Here is a 23,246-nt window from a genome sequence, read left to right as displayed (position 1 = left end):
TGGAGTCGACGGCGCGGTCGGTGAGGATGACCGGGATGCCGGCGTCTTTGGCTTCTTTGAGGACGGTGTCCCAGCCGGACTCGACGACGGGGGAGAAGGCGATGACGTCGACTTTTTGTTGGATGAACGAGCGGATCGCCTTGATCTGGTTTTCTTGTTTTTGTTGGGCGTCGGAGAACTTCAGTTCGATCCCGGCGGCTTTGGCCGAGTCCTGGATTGATTTGGTGTTGGCGGTGCGCCAGCCGCTTTCGGCGCCGACCTGGGAGAACCCGAGGGTGATCGTCCCGTCGTCGGAGCCGCTGCCGGAGCCGGCACCGTCACCACCGCCACACGCCGTCACGGTGACGGCGGCCAGCAGGCCGGCGGCCACCGCCGTGGACCATCTCCTGAGCATCGCTTCCTCCTGCCAAGAAACTGGTGCGAACCGCGCTGGGTGAGCGTTAACATTGACAACCGTGACATCCCCGTCGCGAGAACGGGGATCGTCGTGCTGCTGAGCCCTATCCAGGTCTTGAAGAGCCGCGCGCCAGGGGGAGATCTGACGCCGGTCACGGAAGTGGCCTGAGTCACCTTCCGCGATCGAGAATGTTACCGTTCTCTATCCGCGCGTCAAGAGGTGGTTGCGATCTGTTGCCGAGGTGTTGCCACCGGGCAGGACTGACGCGGCGCGTCGCCTGTCGGTAGCTTGTGATCGGTAACAAGAGGGCTCAGGGGGTGGATGTGCCGAGGAAGCGGCCGGCGGACGACGACCGCCGGGAGGTGCCCGCCGGTGGTCCGGAGAAGGGGCCGGCCCGGGTCGACGGCGCGGTGCCGGCCGCGCCCCGCGGTTCGGTGATGCGCGATGTCGCCCGGCTCGCCGGGGTCTCGCACCAGACCGTGTCCCGCGTGCTCAACGAGCACCCCAACGTGCGCCAGGAGACCCGGCGCCGGGTCCTGGAGGCGATGCAGGCACTCAACTACCGGCGCAACCTCGCCGCCCGCACGCTGGTCACCCGCCGCTCCGGGACGCTCGGCGTCGTGGGCCTGGAGAGCACGCTCTTCGGCCCGGCCTCGATGCTGTACGGGATCGAGGACGCCGCCCGCACCGCCGGCTACTTCGTCACGGTCGCCTCGGTGCGCACATTGGAGCGTCGCTCGGTGCTCGAGGCGGTCGACCGCCTGTGCCAGCAGTCGGTCGAGGGCATCATCGCGATCGCGCCCAAGCCGGCGGTGACCAACGCGCTCGTGCAGGTCCCCTCCGGGCTGGCCAGCGTCGGCGTGGGCGGCGGCGCCGACGACGACGCGGTGCCGACCGTCCGCATCGACAACGTCGCCGGCGCCCGCCTGGCCACGCAGCACCTGCTCGACCTCGGCCACCCCACCGTGCACCACGTGGCCGGACCGACCGACTGGCCGGAGGCGCGCGAGCGCATCGAGGGCTGGCGGAGCACGCTCTACGCCGCGGGCGCGCCGGTGCCGCCGGTCGAGGCCGGGTCGTGGAGTGCGCAGTCCGGCTACGAGCAGGGGCAGGCGCTCGCCCGCGACCCGTCGGTCACGGCCATCTTCTGCGGCAACGACCAGATCGCGCTCGGCGTGCTGCGCGCGCTCCAGGAGGCGGGCCGGCGCGTGCCGCGCGACGTGAGCGTGGTCGGCTTCGACGACATGCCCGACTCCGGCTACTTCCTGCCGCCGCTCACGACGATCCACCAGGACTTCGCGGAGCTGGGGCGGCGCAGCCTCGCCGTGCTCCTCGACCAGATCAACCACTCCGCCGAGCGCGCGCCCGACCACGTCCTGCTCTCGCCCGAGCTCGTGGTCCGCGCGAGCACGACCCGCCCCCGCGTGCCGGCGCGCGAAGGATCGTCGCCACGATGAGCGCGGCGTCCCGGCGCGATCCCCGTCGACGGGGTGCCCTACGACCGTGCCGGTGATCCCGCTCGACAAGGTCGGCGAGGTCGTCCAGTGCCAGACCTGCAAGGTCCGCTTCGACCCGGTCGTGCTCCAGCAGCCCACCAGCGCCCAGCTCGCCACCGCCCTTCCCACCGGCATGCGCGCCGCGGTCGTGGCGGTGCTCCGCGCGGGCGGCACCTCCGACCTCGCCGTCACCGCCGCGGTCGCCGCGGTGCGTTCGGCCGGCGCGCAGGGATACGACCTGCCGCAGCTCCAGGCCGATCTCGCCCAGCCCGCCGACGCCGTGGTGGAGCCGCTGCGCGCGCTGGGGGCCAACCTGACGCTCGACGCCCGCGAGCGCTACCTGGCCGACGCCGCGCGGGTCGGCCTGGCTGACGGGTCGCTCAGCCCCGCCGAGCGCGACGCCCTCGGCTGGATCGCCAGCACCCTCGGCCTCACCCCGGCCCACGCGCTCGGCGTCATCACCACCGTCGAGCAGTCGGCCCGCCTGGGGTGACCGCGCCGGCGGGTTGATCCATCCGCCGCGGGGTAACCGCGAGTGGACGGGACAACCGCACCCGCCGGGAGGGGACATGTCACGGTACGGGGACGATGTCGCCGCGCTCGCCGCGCCACTCAACGACGCGGGCGACCTCGACGTACTGCTCGACCGGGTCGGCACGGCCCGGGTCGTCATGCTGGGCGAGGCGAGCCACGGCACGCATGAGTACTACCGCTGGCGCGCCATGCTGACCCAGCGGCTCATCGAGGAGGCAGCTTTCTCGTTCGTCGCCGTGGAGGGGGACTGGCCCGACTGCGACCGGGTCAACCGCAGCGTACGGCTGGAGGAGGGGGCGCCCGAAGACCCGCGCGCCGCGCTCGCCACATTCGAGCGTTGGCCCACCTGGATGTGGGCCAACGAGGAGGTCGTCGACTTCAGCCAGTGGCTGCGCTGGCACAACGCGCAGACCGACCCGGAGGTACGCGCCGGCGTGCACGGGCTCGACGTCTACTCGCTCTGGGAGTCGCTCCGCGAGATCCTGGTGTACCTGCGCGAGCACGACCCGGAGCAGGTGCCGGCCGCGCTCGCCGCGTACCAGTGCTTCGAGCCGTACGGAGAGGACGCGCAGATCTACGCGCTGGCGAGCCGGTTCGTCGCGGCGGCCTGCGAGAACGAGGTGGTCGACCTGCTGGTGGGGCTCCGCGAGCGGGCCGCCGAGGCCGGTGGGTCCGAGCGCTTCAACGCCTGGCAGAACGCCGAGGTGGTCGCCGGCGCCGAGCGCTACTACCGGGCCATGGTGCGCGGCGGACGCGAGTCGTGGAACCTGCGCGACCGGCACATGGACGCCACGCTCGACCGCCTGCTGGAGCACTACGGGCCGGAGTCGAAGGCCGTCGTGTGGGCGCACAACACGCATGTCGGCGACGCCCGCGCCACCGACATGCGCGACCGCGGCGAGGTGAACATCGGCCAGCTCGCGCGCGAGCGGTACGGCGCCGACGACGTCGTCCTGATCGGCTTCGGCAGCCACCACGGCACGGTCGTGGCCGGCGACGGCTGGGGCGCGCCGATGGAGGAGATGCTGGTGCCGCCGGCCCGCGGGGACGCGCTGGAGGGGGTGCTGCACGCCGCGGCACCGTCCCGAGGGCTCTTCGTCTTCCCCCGCGACGAGCGGCCCGACCTGCTCACCGACACGCTCGACCACCGGGCGATCGGCGTGGTCTACCACCCCGAGCGGGACCAGTGGAGCAACTACGTACCGACCGTCCTGGGCGACCGGTACGACGCGTTCTTCTGGTTCGACGAGACGCGCGCGGTGCGCCCGATGCGCGTGCCGCCGGCGCCGGTGTTCGAGCCGGAGACGTACCCGACGGGGGTCTGACGCCAGTGGCGGCGGCCACGTGCGCGGTGAGGCCGCGTACGTGGCCGCCCTACGCTGACCGCGAAACCAGCGCCGGCGCGATGCCCGGTGGCGGCCGCCGCACGTATGGTGAGCGCATGTCGGAGGTGGCGTACATCGGTCACGGCGGGCGGCGGCAGCGGCCGTTGCTGCGCGTGCTCGCCGGCGACGTGCTGCGCCGCAACCGGATCGCGCAGCGGCGCACGCTCGCCGACGTCGCCGGGGCGGCCCGGGTCTCGTCGCAGTACCTGTCCGAGGTGGAGCGCGGCCGCAAGGAGGCCAGCTCCGAGGTGCTCGCCGCGGTCTGCGAGGCGCTGGGGATCGAGCTGGCCGACTTCCTGACCGAGGTGCGGCTGCTGCTCCTGCACCAGACGGCGCCGGTGCGGTCCGCCCGGCACCACATCTTCGGCCCGCCCCGCCGCTCCGGCGACGTGGTGCTGCTGGCCGCCTGACCGGCGCGCCCGGCCGGTGGTGCCCGCACGACCGCCACACGCGGCCGCGCGGGCCGGTCTCAGGCGGCGCGGCGCAGGTCGCGCGGGCGGCGCTCGATGACCCGGTCGGCGAGGCCGTACGCCACGGCGTCCACAGCGGACAGCGTCATGCTGCGGTCGGTGTCCGCGCGGATCTTCCCGGTCGGATTTCCGGTGTGGCGGCTCAGGATCTCGTCCATCTCGGCGCGTACCTTGGCCACCTCCTTCGCCTGCACCGCGAGGTCGGGCAGCGTGCCGCGAGCCTGGCTGGACGGCTGGTGCAGCGTCACCTTCGCGTGGCGCAGCACCGACCGCCGGCCCGGTGTGCCGGCTGCCAGCACCACCGCGGCCGCGGAGGTCGCCTGCCCCACGCAGATCGTGGCGATGTCGCACCGAACGAAGTTCATCGTGTCGTAGATGGCGGTGAGCGCGCTGAACGAGCCGCCCGGCGAGTTGATGTAGATGCCGATCTCCTGCTCGTTCTGCGCCTCCAGGTGCAGGAGCTGGGCGATCACCACGTTGGCCACGCCGTCGTCGATCTCCGTGCCGAGGAAGACGATGCGCTCGGAGAGCAGCCGCGAGTAGATGTCATACGCCCGCTCGCCCTGCGCCGTCCGCTCGACGACCGTCGGGATCAGGTACTGGCCTCGGGGTGCGTTCACTGGAACATCCCCACTAGCGTGCGGGCGCCGGCCGGGCGTACGTCGTCGACCCGCGTGAGGATGTGGTCGATGAGGCCGTACGCGCGGGCCTCCTCCGCGGTGAACCACCGGTCGCGCCGGCTGTCCCGCTCCACCTTCTCCAGCGGCTGCCCGGTGTGCTCGGACGTCAGCCGCAGCACGGTGGTGCCGAGCCGGTCCAACTGCTCGGCGTAGATCTCCACGTCGGCTGCCGTGCCGCCGAAGCCGGCCGAGCCCTGGTGCATCAGGATCTGCGCGTGCGGGAGGCTGAACCGCTTGCCCTCGGCGCCCGCGGTGAGCAGGAACTGACCCATGCTCCCGGCCAGCCCCATCGCGAGCGTGCCCACGTCGTTGGGGATGAGGCGCATGGTGTCGTAGATGGCGAGGCCGGCGGTGACCGAGCCGCCCGGCGAGTTGATGTAGAGGCTGATGTCGCCCTTCGGGTCCTCCGCCGACAGCAGGAGCAGTTGGCCGCAGAGGCGGTTGGCGACCTGGTCGTCGACCTCGGCGCCGAGCACGACGATGCGCTGGTGGAGCAGGCGCGCGGCGACCTGGTCGTCGAGCGTGCCGGCGGCTGGTGTGGGGTACTGCATGGGATCCTCCCGGTTCCGTCTCTCTCCGGACCAACCATGGGACCGGGGAGCCGGACACGCCAAGGGAATCTGCTGTCAGCAGCGGGGCGTCACGCCGGCCTGACCGGCTCGCCGGCGAGCAGCGGCCGCAGGAAGTCGAGCTGCCGCCGCACCTGGTGGGGGCCGCCGCCGTCGTGGTCGTTGAACTCCCACACCACCATCCGCTTGGGGCCGGCGTAGTGGTGGTACGCCGCGTAGACCGTCGAGGGTGGACAGACACGGTCCATCAGCGCGACCGAGAAGAGCGCGGGCGCGGCGCAGCGGGCGGCGAACGACATGCCGTCGAAATACGCGAGCGTGGCGAAGACGTCGGCGACCGGCTGGCGGTGGCTGGCGCACCAGCGGGCCACCTCGGTGTACGGGCCGCGGTCGCTGACCCGCACCGCTCGGCTCCAGTGGCACAGGAACGGCAGGTCGCACAGGACCGCCGCGACCGGGCCGACGAGCGCGGCGGCGGCGAGCGCGATGCCGCCGCCCTGGCTCACACCGCCGACGGCGACCCGCTCGGGGTCCACCATGGAGAGTCCGCGCACCGCCTCGACCGCGCACGCGGCGTCGACGAAGGCGCGGCGGTAGTAGTACGCCTCCGGATCGTGCAGCCCGCGGACCACCGGAGGACCGGCCTCCCACGCGCCCGGGTCGGGCGTCTCGCCGCCCTGGCCCCGCGCGTCGACGACCACGTGGGCGTAACCGGCGCTGGCCCAGACCAGGTGCTCGACCGGCAGGCCGCGACCGCCGCCGTAGCCGACGAACTGCACGAGGCAGGGGAGCGGCCCGGTGTGGTGGGCGGGGAGCGTGAGCCACGCCTTGACCGGCTCCCCGCCGTACCCGGCGATGGTCATGTCGTGCGTGACCACGGTGGACAGTCCGTTGTCGACGGCGGTGAGTCGCGCGGAGGCGGCGCCGCCGGTGCGGCCGTAGGCGAGCGCCTGCTTCCAGAAGATGTCGAAGTCGGCGGGCTCGTCCCGGGGCGGGCGGTAGGTGGCCAGGGCCGCGGGGTCGAGGTCGTACGCGGTGGGCGCCGGCGGGTCGCCGGCGTAGGGCACGGCGGGCATCCCTACCACGCCCCCTCGGGCTCGCGGCCCGTGGCCCGGAGACTGCCGCTCATGGACCCTCACTTTCCCGATCCGGCCAGCAGGCCGCGGACGAAGTAGCGCTGGAGCGCGAAGAAGATCACCATGGGCACCGCCATCGCGACGAACGCCGCCGCGGTCAGCAGGTGCCAGCCCTGGCCGGTGCTCGCGCTGACGAGGTTGCTCACCGCGACGGTCAGCGGGGCCACGCCCGGGTCGCCGCCGAGGAAGATGAGCGCGATGAGCAGGTCGTTCCAGACCCAGATGAACTGGAAGATGGCGACCGAGGCGAGGGCCGGCCCGGAGACCGGCACCGCCAGCCGCAGGAAGGTGGTGAGCGTGGAGGCGCCGTCGAGCGCCGCCGCCTCGAACATCTCCTCCGGCAGTCCGGCGAAGAACGTCCGCAGTAGATAGACGGCGAACGGCAGCCCGAAGCCCAGGTGCACCAGCCAGATCCCGGCGAACGTGCCGGTCAGGCCGGCGGCGTTGTAGAGGCGGAGCACCGGTACGAGCGTCATCTGGAGCGGCAGCGCCAGCAGCGCGATCATCGCGACCGTCACCGCGCGGCGGCCGGCGAAGGACATGCGGGCGAGCGCGAAGGCGGCGACCGAGCCGACCACCACCATCGCCGCGACCGCCGGCACGGTGATGAGCAGGCTGTTGACGAGCGCGGTGCCGAAGCCGCCGGTGGCCAGCACGTCCCGGTAGTTGCCGGTGGTGAGCGTGCCCTCGCCGGCCCGCCACCAGCCGGTGGTGGAGATGTCGTAGGCGGGGCGGAACGAGCTGACCAGCAGCCCCAGCACCGGCACCGTCCACAGTCCACACACGAGCAGCAGCGTGAGGTGCGTGGGGACGCGGCGGCGCCGGCGGGCTCTCCGGGTCGGGGCGGGGGCGGGCCGGGCCGCCGCCTCCGGACGGGTCAGGAGCTGGGTCACGGGGCGCTCCTCCGGGTCGCGCGCGCGTTGACGAGCAGGATCGGCGCGGCGAGCAGCGTGAGGAGCACCGCGATCGCGCTCGCCCGCCCGTAGTCCTGGTCGACGAAGAGCTGCCGGTACATGAGGTTGGCGATGACGTCAGTGCGGTAGTTGCCGTTCGTCATCGCGTACACGATGTCGAACGCCTTGAAGGCACTCACCGCGACGAGCGTGGCGGTGACCACGATGGCCGGACGCAGCTCGGGGAGGATGACGTGGCGGAATGCCTGCCACGGCCCGGCGCCGTCGATCCGGGCCGCCTCGTGCAGCTCGGGCGGCACCGCCTTGAGCGCGGCGGAGAGGATGACGGTCGCGAAGCCGGCGGTCATCCACACGCCCACGCCGATCAGCGCGGCGTTGTTGGTGCGGCCGTCGACCAGCCAGGCCACCGGCGCGGCGCCGACCGCGGTCAGGACCGCGTTGAGCGTGCCGGTCTGCGCGAGGCCGGGCGGGCGGTACTGGTACATGAAGCGCCAGATCACCGCGCCGGCGACGAACGGGATCGCGGTCGGCAGCACGACCGCCGCCTTGGCGAGCGACTCGTACCGCACGCGGTCGGTCAGCACCGCGACCGCGAGCCCGACCACCAGGCAGCCGCCGGTGAGCAGGACCAGCCAGAGCAGGTTGTTGCGGAGCGCGGTGTGCACCTCGCCGCTGGTCACCAGGTAGCGGTAGTTGTCGAGCCCGGCCCACGACCGCGAGCCGGCGTCGCGTAGCGAGAGCCACACCGTGTTGGCCAGCGGCCAGGCGAGGAAGACGCCGACCGGGACGAGGGCCGGCGCCAGCCACAGCCAGGGCACCAGCCGCCGCTGGAGGCGGTGCGGGACCACCGCCTCCAGCCGGCCGACCAGCCACAGCCAGCCGAGCACGACCACCGGCGCGGCGACCGTGAAGGCGAGCGCGGCGAGGATACGGGTCGCGGGAACCATGCGCCGCTCAGCTCCGGTACGCGCCGGCGCGGGCCCGGTTCAGCCCGGCGAGCTGCGCGTCCAGCGTGGACGGATCGTCGACGTACGCGAGCACCGCCTTGTGGAACGCCTGGGTCATGGCGAGCGGCATGGCGTTCTGCGCGGCGTACTGCACGGTGCGCGCGTCCGCGTAGACCTGGGCGGCCCGGCGGGACAGCGTGGACGGGTACGCCTCCGGGGGCGTGCGGCGGTTGGCGCCGATCCACTGCCCGGTGCCGGCGACGAGGGCGCTGAACTCGGGCGTCGCCACGTACCGCATGAAGGCCCGCCCCTGCGGGCTCTCCCGGAGCAGCGCGAGCGTCTCGCCGGAGATCTCGATCGAGCCGGCCCGCGCCGGGTCGACCGGCGGGAACGGGAAGAAGTCGATGTCGGTGCCGGGCACCACACCGGGCACCGTCTGGGCCAGCGCGTTGCCGAGGAAGTCCGCCTGTACGTGCAGGTGGCACGCGGGCGGGTCGGCGAAGAGCCCTTGCGGGCTGGAGTTGAAGTCGGTGGTGAGCACGGCGGTGGGGCCGCCGCTGACCTGCTTGGCGTCGGTGGCGATCGCGCCGAACCGCTCGAACGCCTGCCTGATCTCCGGCGCGGTCCAGGGCAGCTCGCCCTTCCACCACTTGGTGAAGACCTCCGGGCCGGCCTGTTGCAGCACGAACTCCTCGATCCACACCGCGCCGGGCCAGCCGCTGGTCGGGCCGGATTCCAGCCCGATGCACCACGGTGTCGTGCCGGCGGCCGAGGTCTGCCGTGCCCAGCCGGCGAGGTCGTCCCAGGAGGCGGGGGGCTTCGGCCCCTGGTACGTCTTCGGGTCGTACCAGACCAGCCCCTGGACGGCGGTGTTGTAGAAGATCCCATAGAGCCTGCCGTCCACTGTGGAGAGGTCGAGCAGGCCCTCCGGGTAGTCGGCGCGGACCGCCGCCATGTCCAGGAACGGGTCGAGCGGAACCAGCCTGCCCTGCGCGGCGAGCTGGGCCACCTGGCCGGCACTGGGGTTGGAGACGGCATCGGGCGGATTGCCGCCGGCGATGCGTGTCTGCAGTACGGCGAAGACGTCGCCGGTGCTCTCGTACTTGATCTCTATGCCGGTCGCCTCCTCGAAGGGGGCGAAGGTGCCGAGGTACGCGTCGAGCTGGGGCCCGCTCAGGACGCCGAGCAGGTTGAGCGTGCCGCCGGGCCGGGCCCCGTCGGCGGCCCGGACGGCGGCGTCGCGGGCGGCCTGGAGCCGGTCGGCCGCCTGCGCCGGTGGTGCCTGGGTCCGGGACCCGGAACCACCGCAGCCGGCGGCGAGGACGGCGACGAGTGCCGTGGTGGCGGCGATGAGGGTGCGCGGTCTCATGAGGGGTGCCCTCCCTCAGCTTGTTGGGGTGTCACGCCATGACGGAAATAGAACGCCCGTGTTACAAGCTTGTCAAGAGCTTCGCTCGAAGCACTTCGAAGACTCGGCTAACCTGTTCCGGAGGGAGGCGCGTGTGACCGACAAGATCACCATCTACGACGTCGCCGCGCGGGCGGGCGTGAGCATCTCCACCGTCTCGCTGGTGCTCAACTCGCCGACCCGGGTCCGCCAGGCGACCCGCGAGCGCGTGCTCACCGCCGCCGACGAGCTGGGCTTCGTGCCCAAGGCGGACGCGGTCACCCGGGCCCGCCGGGGCGTCGGGCGGATCGGCGTGATCGCGCCGTTCAGCTCGTACCCGTCGTTCAGCCGCCGGCTGGCCGGTGTCTTCGGCGCGCTCGGCGCCGACCCGCTCGAGGTCGTGGTCTTCGACCAGCAGTCGGCGGCCTCGGCCACGTCACCGCTGCTTTCCAGCCTCCCCATCACCCGCCGCCTCGACGGCCTGATCATCATGGGGCTGCCGCTGGAGGAGTCGGTCGTCGAGCGCCTGCGCGGCCAGCGGCTGCCCACCGTCGTGATCGACTCGCCCCGCCCGCGCTTCGAGGCGGTGGTGACCGACGACGAGGCCGGCGGCGAGCTGGTCGCGCGGCATCTGCTGGAGCGGGGGCACCGCCGCTTCGGATATGTGGGGGAGGCGCAGCGCTCGCACGCGTACGTCTCGCCGTCGGAGAGCCGCCTCGCCGGCTACCGGCGGGCGCTCACCGAGGGCGGCGCGGCGCTGCCTGGTGAGGCGGTGCGGCTGGTGCGGCACGACGTGGCCGAGGCGCGGGCGGCGACCCACGCGCTGCTCGACCTCGCGGCGCCGCCGACCGCGATCTTCGCGCACGACGACACGCTCGCCGGCGGTGTGCTGGCCGCCGCCCGCGACCGGGGGCTGGCGGTGCCCGAAGGGCTGGCGGTGGTCGGCTTCGACGACTCCGACCTGGCCCAGGCGCTCGACCTCACGACGGTGCGGCAGCCCTTCGAGGAGTCCGGCCGGCTCGCGGTCCGCGCCCTGCTCGACCAGATGCAGGAGCGCCCGACCGGCCGCCGCACCACGGTCCTCGACCTCGACCTCGTGGTGCGTGCGACGACATAGCCGAGCTGCCGCGACGTCCGTCGCGGTCCAGACCGCCGCTCCCGCGGCCTCGCCCTTCGCGGTCACCACGACCCGCCCGGTCACGCCGGCGGTTCGACCCCGGTGACCGGCGGCACCTCCCGGAGGTCGCGGTCGCCCGGATCAGGGGTAGAGGCCGCGCTGGCGGGCGGCGAGCCGGGTCAGGCCGAGCAGGGCGTCGATGTGCGGCGTCGGCACGCCGGCCGCCTGGGCGATCTCGCGGACGACGGTGACCATCGCGTCGAGCTCCAGCGGGCGGCCGGCCTCGGCGTCCTGGAGCATCGAGGTCTTGAACGCACCGAGCCGCCGGGTCACCTGGTTGCGGTCTTCGGCGCTCTGCGCGATCGGGCAACCGATGCGGTCGCCGATCGTTGCCGCCTCGCCCATGACCGCGCGGACGAAGCCGTCGACCAGCGGGTCGTCGAGGATGCGGTCGGCGGTCGCCCCGGTGAGGGCGGAGATCGGGTTCATCGTCATGTTGCCCCAGAGCTTGTACCAGATGTCCTGCTGGATCCGGGGCGAGACGGTGACCGTGAAGCCGGCCTGGTCGAGCACGCCGGCGAGGGCGTCGACGCGCGCGCTCGGCTCGTCGCCGCCGGCCGGCTCGCCGAGGATGAGGCCGCCGCCGGCGTGGTGGCGGGCCAGGCCGGGCTCCTCGACGCTGGCGCTGAGGTGCACGACGCAGCCGACCACGCGCGCGGCCGGGATGGCGGCGGCGACCGTGCCGTCCGGGTCGACCGCGCGCAGCCGCAGCCCGGCCAGCGCGCCGCCGGCGCCGTCGAAGAACCACCACGGCACGCCGTTGATCGCCGGTACGACCACGGTCTCCGGGCCGAGCAGTGGCGCGAGCGTGGGGGCGAGCGCGGGGAGCGCGTGCGCCTTCACGGTCAGCAGCACCGCGTCCTGCGGGCCGAGCGCGGCCGGGTCGTCGCTGGCCTCGACCGCCCCACCGACCAGCCCGTCGGCGGTGCGCAGCCGCCAGCCGTGCGCCCGCAGGGCCGCCAGCGTACGCCCGCGGGCCAGCGCGCTGGTGTGGCATCCGCTCGCGGCGAGCCGCGCCCCGATGAGCCCACCGACCGCGCCCGCTCCGACGACACATATCCGCTTCACGCCGACCATTCTGCGCCTCGCGCCAGCGTCCGGGCGCGGTGCGGGGGCGGCCGCCACGGGCTGGCTCCTCCGGCCGGTGCGCCCTCCGGAGCGTACGGATGACCTGGTCAGGGCCGTCAGTTTGGAGTGATCGTCGGCTACCGGACAGTGGCGTGGCCGGCGGCGCGACCGCTCCTAGCCTGATCAGCCATGGAACGGATCACGCCGCGGCGCACCGCCGCCGTGGGTCGCTCCTGAAACGGCCCTGGGCCGCCGCTCACCCCCCGGAGGGCGGCCCAGGGTTTGCTCCTCCCGCTGCGCCGCCCGGCTGGTCCGCGCCTCGGCTCGGCCCGTGCGCTCTGGGCATGGTGAGCGGGCTCCTTCCCAGCGGATGAGGGGTCTGCGCGGCGGGGCCTACGCGGCCGGGGCGGCTTCCCGCAAGGTGGCGATGATCTGCTCGCGCAGGGCCCGCTGGGCGGCGACCTGCGCGCCGAGCAGCACCGGATCGCCGTCGACACCGGTGACGGCGATCGCGGTGTCGAGGGGCGTGGTGGCGCGCAGCGAGGCGGTGACCCGCGTGGCGAGCGCGTCGCCGCCGGCCCGGGCGATGTCGCCGGCCAGGACGATCAGCTCCGGGTCGAGCACCGCGGCGACGGCGGCCAGCCCGTACGCGATCCGCTCGGCGAGCGCGTCGAGGAAGGCGCCGGCACCGGGCGCGCCGGCCGCGGCGGCGACCGCGGCCTCCGGGGTGGCTGCCTCGATGCCGTGCGTGGCGGCGAGCGCGCGTACGGCCGGGCCGCCGACGAGGTCGGTGAGGTCGGTGCCGTGGCCGAGCCCCACCGGCACGTACCCGATCTCGCCGGCCCCGCCCCGCGCGCCGCGCAGAAGCGAGCCGCCCAGGTCGATGGCGAGACCGAGGCCGCCGGAGAACCACACCAGCGCGAAGCTCTCCACCGCGCCGGCGACCCCGTGGTGGCGCTCCGCGAGGGCGGCGAGGTTGACGTCGTTGTCGGCGGCGACGGTGGCGCCCAGCCGCCCGGCGAGGTCGGCGACGAGCCCGGGCCGGTCCCAGCCGGGCACGTCGATGTGGCGGATGGCGCCGGCGGCGGGGTCGAACGAGCCGGGGAGCGCGAGCTGGACCAGCCGTACGCGCCCCGGGCCAAGCCCTGCCTGGCGGGCCAGGTCGTCGACCAGCCCGAGCACGGCCGGTACCGGTTCGGCCGCGACCGCCACCTCGGCCCGGGCCACCTCGGCGCCGGCGAGGTCGGCGAGCACGCCGGTGAGGTGGGGGCGTCGCGCCTCCCGTACCGAGATGGCGATCGCGTGCCCCGCGGCCGGGTTGGCGGCGTAGATCTCCGCGCTCGGACCCGGCCCGCCGCTCGTGTGCCCGACCACGACGGCGAGCCCGGCGCCGGTGAGGCGGCGCATGACCTCGGAGGTGGTGGGCTTGGAGAGGCCGGTGAGGTCGCGCAGGTCGCCGCGGGTCAGCGTGCCGTGGTCGAGCAGGAGTGCGAGCGTGGCGCTCTCGTTCATGGCGCGGAGCAGCTTGGAGGAGCCGGCGAGTCGCGTCATCCGTTCCCCAATGCTGTCCGGAAATCGTTAGGCAAGTTACCTAACTAATGCGGTGAAGGCTAGGCGGCCCACCGCGCACCGGTCAAGACCTGAGGGCTGCCACCGCCACGGCGACGAGGTGCTGCTCTGCGTCGGCATCTCCCCGAAACGGCCCCCGGCGGGCGGGAGGGCGGCCAGCGGGCAGACTGTCCGGAAAAGGATCCGCTACCACGACCGCGGCAACGCCGAAGGTTCGACGCTCGGCTGCCTGCTCGCCCGCCGATCTCCGCATTCGGCTGCGACGCCTGGGGACATCGGGGCGGATGATGTTCGGGCGTGCTGGCGAGGCCCGGCTGTCGGAATGGATGGCACGGCACGCGAAGGTCGCGTGGATGGCCGCATGTCCGTGCATTCCGTTTTGTGGATCAGGCCGGATATCAAAGGCTTCGAGGCGGCGACCACGCGCGCCATTCACGGCAGATATCGGGCGTGTCCCGTGGATCCCATTTGCGGCGCGAGGCGAGCCGTGCCGCCACATGCCGAGCGCGTTCGCGGAATGGCCGGCCACCCCGCGGCGTTATGCATCCGGCTCGCCAAGGAGCCCGCCGGATCGGCACGGTGGCCGCCGGCTGTGCGGAATGATCGGCCGCCCGGCGGCGTTGTGCATGCGGCCCACGAAGGGGTCGCCGAATCGGACACCGCGCCCGCCGGCTGTGCGGAATGGCCGGCCGCCGGATCGCGTTGTACAGGCGGCCGACGGAAAGCCTGGCGAGCCGAGCGAAATGGCTCGTGGAAAGCCGGGCAGGCGGCCCAGGAAGAAGCCCGTGGATCCGAGTGGAAATCGCGGAATGGCGGGCGGGTCGGCGGCGTTGTCAACGGCGGCCGACAGAGTGGCCCGCCCCGGATGGGGCCGTGGAATGTCGGGCCGGGCCCGGGCGTTGGATATCCCGGTGCCGGAGATCCGTCAATTATGGCGGGCGTTCCCGCATCCCCTTTTCGCAGCGCCGAAATGGTGCTCGCATGTGCGTCTCCTGTTTTTGGTGGAGGCGCGCGCCTCCCCCTGGAATGGAGAGATCAGCATGAACAACACGATTCTGCGCAAGACTGTAATCGCGCTGGCCGGGCTGACCTTCTCCGGTGCGGTGGCCGCTGGTCCGCCGGCCGCGGCGATGGCGGCGCCCAGCACCCCGGCGCAGCCGGCCGTGACGCAGGTGGCCGAGAAGCCGACCGCGCACGAGGTTGCCGCCAAGCCCGCCGACAAGCCGGGCAAGGACAAGCTGATGCCGCATGGCGTGCAGGGTGAGCAGTCGTCGATTCCGCTCTCGGGTGAGCAGGTGGCGAACTCGAAGGCGATTATCGCGGCGACGAAGAAGGCCGGTATGGACGAGCGTGCCGCGGTGGTGGCGATCGCCACGTCGCTGCAGGAGTCCAAGTTGGAGAACCTGGGTCACCTGGGCGATACCAACGACCATGACTCGCAGGGCCTGTTCCAGCAGCGTCCGTCGTCGGGTTGGGGTTCGGTGGAGCAGATCACCGATCCGGAGTATTCGACGACCGCGTTCCTGTCGGCACTGAAGCGGGTTGACGGTTGGCATGACATGCCGCTGACCGAGGCCGCGCAGGCGGTGCAGGTGTCGGCGTACCCGTTCCACTACGCGCAGTGGGAGACGCAGGCCGCGAACCTCGTGGCTGACCACTGGAACAGCTGACGCCGGTAACCACCGAATCCGGTGACAACCGAATAAGGCAGCCGCTGGCCGGGTCCTCATCCCAGAGGGCCCGGCCAGTGGCGTGTCAGCCTGGCCGGTCGAGGTGGCCCGGGACCGAGCGCGACCTGACACACCCCGGCCAGGGTGACGGGCTGATGTCGGAGTCGGCCGTTACGCTGGCCGGGGCGTGCCGCCGGTACGCCGTGACGTGCCGCACGACCCGGGAGCGCAGCGCAGGTGACCGCACAGCCCGAAACCCTGTACGGGGCGGACGACCTCACGCACCTCGAAGGGCTCGACGCCGTCCGCAAGCGACCGGGCATGTACATCGGCTCGACCGACAGCCGCGGCGTCAACCACCTGGTCAACGAGATCCTCGACAACTCCACCGACGAGGGCGTGGCCGGCCACGCCACGCGCGTCGAGGTGACGCTGCACGACGACGGCTCGGTGCAGGTCGACGACGACGGGCGGGGCATCCCCACCGACGTGCACGCCCGCTCCGGCCTCTCCGGCGTCGAGCTGGTGCTGACCCGGCTGCACGCGGGCGGCAAGTTCGGCGGCTCCGGCTACAAGACCTCCGGCGGCCTCCACGGCGTCGGCGCCTCCGCGGTCAACGCGCTCGCCAGCCGCTTCGACGTCACCGTCCGCCGCGGCGGCAAGGTGCACGAGATGTCGTTCCGCTATGGCGAGCCCGGCGTCTTCGACGGCCCCGGCCCGGACGCGCCGTTCACCCCGCAGACCGGCCTGCGCGTGACCGGCCGCCTCCGCGCCGGCAAGGCCACCGGCACCTCCATCCGGTACTGGCACGACCCGCGCTACTTCGAGACCGGCGCCGCGCTCGACGTCGAGGCGGTGCGGGCCAAGGTGCGCAACACCGCGTTCCTGGTGCCGACGGTGACCTACCTGCTGCACCACGGCGGCGAGAAGGACACGTTCCACTTCCCCAACGGCCTCTCCGACATGGTGGAGTTCCTCGCCCCGTCCGGCGACCGCCCGGTCTGCGGCACCATCCTGATCAACGGCTCAGGCACCTACCGGGAAAACGCCGCCGACGAAAACGGCGTGATGCAGTCCAACGTGGAGCGCCGGGCCGAGGTCGAGGTCGCGCTCCGCTGGGGCACCGGATACGAGCGCACGGTCGAGTGCTTCACCAACACGATCCGCAACATGCACGGCGGCACGCACCGCAAGGGCTTCGAGCGGGCCGCGACCCGCGCGCTCGTCGAGGCCGTGCGCAGCACGCGCGGGCTGCTCAGGCCCAAGGAGGACCCGCCCGTCCTCGACGACGTGCTGGAGGGCATGACCGCGGTCGTGCACGTGCGGATCCCCGAGCCGCAGTTCACCTCGCAGACCAAGGACGAGCTCTCCACCGCCGGCATCACGCGCGTCATCCAGAGCGTGGTCGAGCAGCACCTGCGCGGCTGGGTCGACGCGCGCAAGACCAAGGCCGAGGCGCGCACCGTCCTGCAGAAGATCGTCGACGCCGCGCGCGTGCGCCTCACGCAGAAGCAGCAGAAGGACGCCGCCCGGCGCAAGACCGCGCTCGAGGGCGCCTCGATGCCCGCCAAGCTGGTCGACTGCCGATCCACCGGCGTCGAGCGCAGCGAGCTGTTCATCGTCGAGGGCGACAGCGCGCTCGGCACCGCCCGGCTGGCCCGCTCCGCGGAGTACCAGGCGCTGCTCCCCATCCGCGGCAAGATCCTCAACGTGCAGAAGGCCAACCTCCAGCAGGTGCTCGACAACGCCGAGTGCTCGGCGATCGTGCAGGTGCTCGGGGCCGGCTCGGGCCGCACCTTCGACCTCACCTCGCTGCGCTACGGCCGGATCCTCATCATGGCCGACGCCGACGTCGACGGCTCGCACATCCGCACGCTGCTCATCACGCTCTTCGCCCGGTACATGCGGCCGGTCGTCGAGGCGGGCCGCCTCTACGCCGCGATGCCGCCCCTGCACAAGGTGACCACCAAGGGGCGCGACCCGAAGACCATCTACACCTACACGCAGGCGGAGATGGAGGGCACGGTCGCCAAGCTGGAAAAGTCCGGCAAGCAGGTGGTGACGCCGGTGCCCCGGTTCAAGGGTCTGGGCGAGATGGACGCCGACGAGCTGTGGGACACGACGATGAATCCGGCCACGCGCTCCGTCCGTCGCATCACGATGCAGGACGTCGACGAGGCGGAGCGGGTCCTCGACCTGCTGATGGGCGACGCGGTGCCGCCGCGCCGCGCGTGGCTGATCGACCAGGCGGCGCGCGTCGACCGCGACGCCATCGACGCGTAAGGGAGAGACCGAAGCACATGGCACGCCGCAAGGGCAAAGCGTCCACCGTGGACCTGTCCGCGTTCGACCAGGCGGGCGCGACGGTCCTCGACAACCCGCTGATCCAGGAGGTCGAAGACTCCTACCTGGAGTACGCGGTCTCGGTCATCCACTCCCGCGCGCTGCCCGACGCCCGCGACGGCCTCAAGCCGGTGCACCGCCGCATCCTCTACTCGATGTACGAGCAGGGCCACCGCCCCGACCGCCCGCATGTGAAATCTGCCCGAGTTGTCGGGGATACGATGGGTAAGTACCATCCGCACGGAGATGGGGCGATTTACGACGCCATGGTGCGGATGGCGCAGGACTTCTCGCTCAACGCCACACTCGTCGACGGGCACGGCAATTTTGGGAGCCCAGACGACGGACCCGCCGCGTCGAGGTACACCGAGGCGCGGATGTCGCGGGAGGCGATGCTGCTCGTCGGTGAGCTGGGCGAGGGCACCGTCGACTTCTACCCCAACTACGACGGCTCGCTGGAGCAGCCCACCGTGCTGCCGGCCGCCTTCCCCAACCTGCTGGTCAACGGCACCTCGGGCATCGCGGTCGGCATGGCGACCAACATGATCCCGCACAACCTGGGCGAGGTCGTGGCGGCCGCGCGGTGGCTGATCAACCATCCGGACGCGACGCTCGACAAGCTGATGACCTTCGTGCCCGGCCCCGACCTGCCCACCGGCGGGCTGCTGCTCGGCCTCGACGAGGTGCGCAAGGCGTACGAGACCGGTCGCGGCGTGGTGCGCATGCGCGGCAAGGTGGAGATCGGCCCGGTGGAGGGGAGCCGGGGGCGCCAGGCGATCACCGTGACCGAGCTGCCGTACGGCGTGGGCGCGGAGAAGGTGATCGAGCGGATCACCGACGAGGTCAACCGCACCAAGCGGTTGCAGGGCATCGCCGACGTCAAAGACCTCACCGACCGCGAGGCGGGCACGCGGCTGGTCGTCGAGTGCAAGGTGGGGGTCAACCCGCAGGCGCTGCTTGCCGACCTCTACCGGCTCACGCCGCTGGAGTCGTCGTTCGGCGTCAACAACCTGGTGCTGGTCGACGGGCAGCCGCAGACGCTGGGGCTCAAGGCGCTGCTGGAGGTCTTCCTCGCGCACCGCTACGAGGTGGTGACCCGGCGCACCACCTACCGGCGGCGCAAGCGGGAGGAGCGCCTGCACCTGGTCGACGGCCTGCTCATCGCGCTGCTCGACATCGACAAGGTGGTGCGGCTGATCCGGGCGAGCGAGAATGCCCAGGCGGCCAAGGACGGGCTGATGAGGCAGTTCAAGCTCTCCGAGATCCAGGCGACGTACATCCTGGACACTCCGCTGCGGCGGCTCACCAGGTTTGACCGGCTGGAGTTGGAGGCCGAGGGGGAGAAGCTGCGCGGCGAGATCGCCGAGCTCTCCCGCATCCTCGACGACGAGGCGGTGCTCAAGAAGGTCGTCTCGGACGAGCTGGCCGCGGTGGCGAAGGAGTTCTCCAGCGAGCGGCGCACCACGCTGATCGGCGGCGATCTCAAGGAGACGCTGGCCGCCTCGATCCCGGCCGGGCCGCTGGAGGTCGGCGACGATCCCTGCCAGGTGATCCTCTCGGCGAGCGGGCTGGTCGCGCGCACCGCGGTCGAGTCGGAGGAGGCGCCGGAGGGGCGCAGCCGGCGGGGGCGGGTCAAGCACGACAGCGTACGCGCGGTGGTGCACTCCACCGCCCGGGGCCGCGTGCTGCTCGTGACCAGTCACGGGCGGGCGTTCAAGACCGACGTGCTGCCGCTGCCGGTCCTGCCCGAGCAGACCGGCACGGTGTCGCTGAGCGGCGGCATGTCCGCCTCCGAGCTGGTGCCGCTGGCGGCGGGGGAGACGGTGATCGGCCTCGCCCCGCTCACCGGCGAGGGGTCGCCCGGCCTCGCGCTCGGCACCAAGCAGGGCGTGGTGAAGGTGTGCGCGCCGGAGTGGCCGGTCCGCTCCGACGAGTTCGAGGTGATCACGCTCCGCGAGGGCGACGAGGTGGTCGGCGCCACCTGGCTCACCGACGGGGCGGAGGTGCTGGCGTTCGTCAGCTCCGACGCGGCGCTGCTCTACTACGCGGCCGGCCTGGTGCGCCCCCAGGGCCTGAAGGGCGGGGGCATGGCCGGCATCAACCTGACCGCCGGCGCGCACGCGGTCTTCTTCGGCGCGGTGCGCACCGACGACCCCGAGCACGGCGACCCGATGGTGGTCACCTCCAGTGGCGGCAGTGTCAAGGTCACGCCGCTGTCCGCGTACCCGACGAAGGGGAGGGCGACCGGCGGCGTGCGTGCCCAGCGCTTCCTCAAGGGTGAGCGGCGGCTGGCCCTCGCCTGGGTCGGCCCGCGGCCGGCGGCGGCGAGCGGCACGGGCGAGCCGGTCACGCTCCCCGACGTCGACATGCGGCGCGACGGCTCGGGCGCGGCCATGTACGGCCCGGCCGTGGTGGGCCACCTCATCGAGCGCGGCTGACCGACCTCCACCGCGGGCCGTGGACTGAGCGGGGCGTGGCATCATCGACCGGTGCGATTGGACGGGGTGTGGCTCCGCTACCGCCGGGGTGAGCCGTGGATCCTGCGCGGCGTGACCGGCGCGGTCGGGCCGGGTGAGGCGGTCGCGGTCGTCGGCCGCAACGGCGCCGGCAAGTCGACGCTGCTGAGGCTCGCCGCGGGCCTGCTCCGCCCGCGGCGCGGGGCCGTCCACGACCGGCCGGCCACCACCGGGTACGTGCCGGAGCGGTTCCCGGCCGACCAGCCGTTCACCGCCCGGCGATACCTCCTGGGGATGGCGGCGATCCACGGCCTGGCGCCGGCCGACGCGCGCCACGCGGTCGGTGAGTGGGCCGAGCGCCTGCACCTGGGGCGGCTGCTGGACACGCCGCTGGCCGAGCTATCCAAGGGGTCAGCGCAGAAGGTGGGGCTGATCCAGGGCCTGGTGCACCGCCCCGACCTGCTGATCCTCGACGAGCCGTGGGAGGGGCTGGACGCGGCGACCCGCGCGGAGGTGCCGCTGATCGTGGCCGACGCGCTCGACCGGGGCGGGCGCGTGCTGATCAGCGACCACCTGGGCGGTGCGGGCACGCTCCCCGACGTACGCACCTGGGAGTTGGCCGACGGCGTGCTCACCGCGTCGGGCGCCGCACCTGCCGCCGAGTGCGTGATCGAGGTGGCCGTGACCGCCGCCGGCGTCCCCGCCGCGGTGGCCAGCCTGCGCGCCGCCGGGCATCGGGTCGTGGGGGTGCGCACGCCGTCATGACCGCGCTGATCCGCCTGCGGCTGGCCGCGTTCCTGCGTACCGGCCGCGCGCTCGCCCCGCTGCTCACCGTGCTCGTGGTGCTCGGCATCATCTACGGGGGCGGCGAGGCGCAGGCCGCCGAGGCGTACGGCTTCTCCGCCGCCGTCCTCTTCCCGGTCGTCGCCTGGCAGACGCAGATCCTCTTCAACGTCGAGCCGGACACGCAGCGGCAACTCTCCACAGTGGCCGTACGCGGGCTGGGCCGCGAGGTGGCCGCCGGGCTGCTCACCGCGCTCGTACCGGCCCTCGCGCTGGTCGCGCTGGCGCTCGCGCTGCCCTGGCCGCTCGGCGGCATCACCGGCCCGGAACGCGGCGACGACCCGTCGCTCGCCGCCGGCGTGGTCGCGGGCGTGTGGGCCCATCTGCTGCTGGTCCCGCCGGCCGTACTGCTCGGCGCGCTCGCCAGCCGCGCGGTCGTGGGCAACGCCGCCCGGGGGCTCGCGGTCCTGGTCGGTTGCACGGTGGTCGCGTTCGTCGTGGGCACGAAGGACTCGCCGGTGCCGTGGCTCGCGCCCCCGCTTCTGCCCACCGCCCGCGCCACGGTGGACGGGCTGTCGGTGGGCCCGCTCGCGCTCCAGACGGCGGTGGCGGCGGGATGGGCGGTGGTCGCGCTGGCCGGCTACGTGGCCCTGCGCCGCCGCAACACCTGATCGGCCGCTCAGCCCCGGCGCCTGGTGGCGGCGGTCAGGCTGGCGCGTGGCCGGCGGCGGAGCGCGGGCCGGCGCCGTGCAGGAGGGTGTCGACGACGCGGCCGGCCAGGATGTCGGGGTCGGTGCCGGCGTCGTCGCCGTGCAGGGCCTCGCCGATCAGCGCGTAGTAGACGCGGCGGGTCCACTCCAGGTCGGCGTCGGGGGCGAGCACGCCGAGGTCGCGGGCGCGGGCGAAGAGCTCCAGGCAGCGGCGGGCCACGTCGCGCTGGCCCTCGGCGGCGGCGGAGCCGGGCGCGGCGGGCAGGTCGAGGGCGAAGCGCCAGCCGATCTTCGTGCGGAGCACGCTGGCGGTGATCTGGTGGAGCGAGACGAGCGGGGGTGCGGTCTCCGGGCGGCCCTCGTCGATGACCGCGCGGAGCTGGGCCACGGCCGCGTCGGCCATCGCGTCCGTCAGCGCCTGCCGCGTGGCGAACCGGCGGTGGATGGTCGTGCGGGCCACGCCCGCGGCCTCGGCGATCTGCTCCATCGAGGCACCGGGGTCGGTGGCGAGGACCCGCTCGGCCGCCTCCAGGATGGCCCGCACGCTCCGCTCCGCGTCGGCCCGCAGCGCACGGGGGCGCCGCTGCGCCGTGGCCCTCTCCGCGCGGGCGGCCGCGGCGTCCGGGGGGCGAGCGTCTGTCACGGCACATACGGTACACCGGCGTCGCGGGTCCTGCGATAACCGCAACAGTGGTGTTGCGGATCTGACGCGAACGGCTACGCTCGTGTGGCGATACCGCGAGAGAAGGGATTGCCCATGACCGCGCTTGTCACCGGAGCGTCGAGTGGCCTCGGCGCCGAGTTCGCCCGCCAGCTCGCCGCGCGCGGGCACGACCTCGTGCTGGTCGCCCGGTCCGCCGGCCGCCTCGACGCGCTCGCCGAGGAGCTGCGCGGGGCGCACGGCGTGCGGGTCGACGCGTTCGCGCACGACCTCGCCGCGCAGGGGGCGCCGGAGCGGGTCGCCGCCGACCTCGCCCGCATCGGCATCGCCGTCGACCTGCTGGTCAACAACGCCGGCTTCGGCACGGCGGGGCGGTTCGAGGAGATCGCGGCGGGGCAGGACACCGCCCAGCTCATGGTCAACGTGGTGTCGCTCGTCGGGCTCACCCGCGCGCTGGTGCCGACCATGCTGGCCCGGGGCGGTGGCGGCGTGATCAATGTGGGCTCGACCGCCGGGTTCCAGCCGTCGCCGTACTTCGCCACCTACGCGGCGGGCAAGGCGTTCGTGCTCAACTTCAGCCTCGCGCTCCGGGAGGAGTACCGGGGGCGGGGCCTGCGCGTGCTGGCGCTCTGCCCGGGCCCGACGCGCACCGCCTTCTTCGACGAGGTGGGGGAGCGGGCGGCGATCGGCGGGCCGATGATGCCGGTCGGCACGGTGGTGCGGGCGGCGCTGCGGGCCTTCGACCGCGACCGGGGCTACGTGGTGCCCGGACTGGCCAACGCGCTCAACGCCCACCTGACCCCGCGCCGCCCCCGCCGGCTGGTCGCCGCGATGGCCAAGCGCGCGACCCGCGGCGTCCTCAAGCCCGCCTGACAGGCGATCCATCGGGCTACC

At 73.3% G+C, this 23,246-nt stretch carries 21 protein-coding genes; 11 read left to right on the top strand and 10 right to left on the bottom strand.

Annotated elements, in window-relative coordinates:
* Positions 1-394 (bottom strand): substrate-binding domain-containing protein (locus ACFFIA_RS17800; protein WP_377252336.1); only part of this gene is annotated, 394 nt, incomplete at its 3' end.
* Positions 395-834: 440 nt separating this feature from the next.
* Here ACFFIA_RS17800 and ACFFIA_RS17795 point away from each other — a divergent pair.
* The 4 genes from ACFFIA_RS17795 to ACFFIA_RS17780 all read left to right on the top strand — a co-directional run bounded on the left by ACFFIA_RS17795 (position 835) and on the right by ACFFIA_RS17780 (position 4,222).
* Positions 835-1,854 carry a LacI family DNA-binding transcriptional regulator gene (locus ACFFIA_RS17795; RefSeq protein WP_377252345.1) on the top strand — a complete coding sequence of 340 codons (1,020 nt, stop codon included), beginning with the start codon at positions 835-837 and terminating at the stop codon, positions 1,852-1,854.
* A 46-nt stretch (positions 1,855-1,900) separates the two neighbouring features.
* Positions 1,901-2,386 carry a TerB family tellurite resistance protein gene (locus tag ACFFIA_RS17790; protein WP_377252334.1) on the top strand — a complete coding sequence of 162 codons (486 nt, stop codon included), beginning with the start codon at positions 1,901-1,903 and terminating at the stop codon, positions 2,384-2,386.
* 76 nt (positions 2,387-2,462) lie between these two features.
* A complete protein-coding gene (locus tag ACFFIA_RS17785) occupies positions 2,463-3,752 on the top strand; it encodes an erythromycin esterase family protein (protein WP_377252332.1) in 1,290 nt (429 codons plus the stop codon).
* Between the two features lie 116 nt (positions 3,753-3,868).
* Positions 3,869-4,222, top strand: coding sequence for a helix-turn-helix domain-containing protein (locus tag ACFFIA_RS17780; RefSeq protein ID WP_377252330.1), 354 nt, complete (start codon positions 3,869-3,871; stop codon positions 4,220-4,222).
* Between the two features lie 59 nt (positions 4,223-4,281).
* On the opposite strand, the gene ACFFIA_RS17775 is transcribed toward ACFFIA_RS17780, so the two are convergent.
* The 6 genes from ACFFIA_RS17775 to ACFFIA_RS17750 form a co-directional block, all read right to left on the bottom strand.
* Positions 4,282-4,902 (bottom strand): ClpP family protease, encoded by a 621-nt coding sequence (locus tag ACFFIA_RS17775; RefSeq protein WP_377252328.1) that lies wholly within the window; start codon positions 4,900-4,902, stop codon positions 4,282-4,284.
* Positions 4,899-5,513, bottom strand: coding sequence for a ClpP family protease (locus ACFFIA_RS17770; RefSeq protein WP_377252326.1), 615 nt, complete (start codon positions 5,511-5,513; stop codon positions 4,899-4,901). Before ACFFIA_RS17770 ends, ACFFIA_RS17775 begins: the two co-directional genes overlap by 4 nt.
* Positions 5,514-5,602: 89 nt before the next feature.
* Positions 5,603-6,607: an acetylxylan esterase gene (locus tag ACFFIA_RS17765; RefSeq protein WP_377252324.1), complete on the bottom strand. Its 1,005-nt coding sequence runs from the start codon at positions 6,605-6,607 to the stop codon at positions 5,603-5,605.
* Between the two features lie 59 nt (positions 6,608-6,666).
* Positions 6,667-7,560, bottom strand: coding sequence for a carbohydrate ABC transporter permease (locus ACFFIA_RS17760; protein WP_377252322.1), 894 nt, complete (start codon positions 7,558-7,560; stop codon positions 6,667-6,669).
* The gene (locus tag ACFFIA_RS17755; RefSeq protein ID WP_377252320.1) at positions 7,557-8,528 is read right to left on the bottom strand and encodes a carbohydrate ABC transporter permease; all 972 of its coding nucleotides are present in this window, start codon (positions 8,526-8,528) and stop codon (positions 7,557-7,559) included. Before ACFFIA_RS17755 ends, ACFFIA_RS17760 begins: the two co-directional genes overlap by 4 nt.
* 7 nt (positions 8,529-8,535) lie before the next feature.
* On the bottom strand, positions 8,536-9,897 hold the full coding sequence (locus ACFFIA_RS17750; protein WP_377252318.1) for an ABC transporter substrate-binding protein: 1,362 nt from the start codon (positions 9,895-9,897) through the stop codon (positions 8,536-8,538).
* A 133-nt stretch (positions 9,898-10,030) separates the two neighbouring features.
* Between ACFFIA_RS17750 and ACFFIA_RS17745 the strand changes: the two genes are divergently transcribed.
* Positions 10,031-11,032, top strand: coding sequence for a LacI family DNA-binding transcriptional regulator (locus ACFFIA_RS17745; RefSeq protein WP_377252316.1), 1,002 nt, complete (start codon positions 10,031-10,033; stop codon positions 11,030-11,032).
* A gap of 141 nt (positions 11,033-11,173) precedes the next feature.
* On the opposite strand, the gene ACFFIA_RS17740 is transcribed toward ACFFIA_RS17745, so the two are convergent.
* The gene (locus tag ACFFIA_RS17740; protein ID WP_377252314.1) at positions 11,174-12,160 is read right to left on the bottom strand and encodes a 2-dehydropantoate 2-reductase; all 987 of its coding nucleotides are present in this window, start codon (positions 12,158-12,160) and stop codon (positions 11,174-11,176) included.
* A 393-nt stretch (positions 12,161-12,553) separates the two neighbouring features.
* Positions 12,554-13,711, bottom strand: coding sequence for an ROK family transcriptional regulator (locus ACFFIA_RS17735; RefSeq protein ID WP_377252312.1), 1,158 nt, complete (start codon positions 13,709-13,711; stop codon positions 12,554-12,556).
* 1,058 nt (positions 13,712-14,769) lie between these two features.
* On the opposite strand from ACFFIA_RS17735, the gene ACFFIA_RS17730 reads away from it, so the two are divergent.
* The 5 genes from ACFFIA_RS17730 (at position 14,770) to ACFFIA_RS17710 (ending at position 21,652) form a co-directional block, all read left to right on the top strand.
* The gene (locus ACFFIA_RS17730) at positions 14,770-15,399 is read left to right on the top strand and encodes a hypothetical protein (protein ID WP_377252344.1); all 630 of its coding nucleotides are present in this window, start codon (positions 14,770-14,772) and stop codon (positions 15,397-15,399) included.
* A 237-nt stretch (positions 15,400-15,636) separates the two neighbouring features.
* A complete protein-coding gene (locus tag ACFFIA_RS17725; protein ID WP_377252310.1) occupies positions 15,637-17,682 on the top strand; it encodes a DNA gyrase/topoisomerase IV subunit B in 2,046 nt (681 codons plus the stop codon).
* Between the two features lie 17 nt (positions 17,683-17,699).
* Complete coding sequence (locus ACFFIA_RS17720; protein WP_377252308.1) at positions 17,700-20,180, top strand: DNA gyrase/topoisomerase IV subunit A; 2,481 nt, start codon at positions 17,700-17,702, stop codon at positions 20,178-20,180.
* A 51-nt stretch (positions 20,181-20,231) separates the two neighbouring features.
* A complete protein-coding gene (locus tag ACFFIA_RS17715) occupies positions 20,232-20,963 on the top strand; it encodes an ATP-binding cassette domain-containing protein (protein WP_377252305.1) in 732 nt (243 codons plus the stop codon).
* The gene (locus ACFFIA_RS17710; RefSeq protein WP_377252303.1) at positions 20,960-21,652 is read left to right on the top strand and encodes a hypothetical protein; all 693 of its coding nucleotides are present in this window, start codon (positions 20,960-20,962) and stop codon (positions 21,650-21,652) included. The genes ACFFIA_RS17715 and ACFFIA_RS17710 overlap by 4 nt, the downstream gene beginning before the upstream one ends.
* A gap of 34 nt (positions 21,653-21,686) precedes the next feature.
* On the opposite strand, the gene ACFFIA_RS17705 is transcribed toward ACFFIA_RS17710, so the two are convergent.
* Positions 21,687-22,334 (bottom strand): TetR/AcrR family transcriptional regulator, encoded by a 648-nt coding sequence (locus tag ACFFIA_RS17705; protein WP_377252301.1) that lies wholly within the window; start codon positions 22,332-22,334, stop codon positions 21,687-21,689.
* Positions 22,335-22,448: 114 nt separating this feature from the next.
* Between ACFFIA_RS17705 and ACFFIA_RS17700 the strand changes: the two genes are divergently transcribed.
* The gene (locus ACFFIA_RS17700) at positions 22,449-23,225 is read left to right on the top strand and encodes an SDR family NAD(P)-dependent oxidoreductase (RefSeq protein WP_377252299.1); all 777 of its coding nucleotides are present in this window, start codon (positions 22,449-22,451) and stop codon (positions 23,223-23,225) included.
* The last annotated feature ends 21 nt before the right edge of the window (positions 23,226-23,246 follow it).

Source organism: Phytohabitans kaempferiae (assembly GCF_042433955.1).
GTDB classification, from domain to species: Bacteria; Actinomycetota; Actinomycetes; order Mycobacteriales; family Micromonosporaceae; genus Phytohabitans; species Phytohabitans kaempferiae.
The sequence above is the reverse complement of the archived record's forward strand: the minus strand, read 5'-3'. Positions and strand labels throughout refer to the sequence as shown.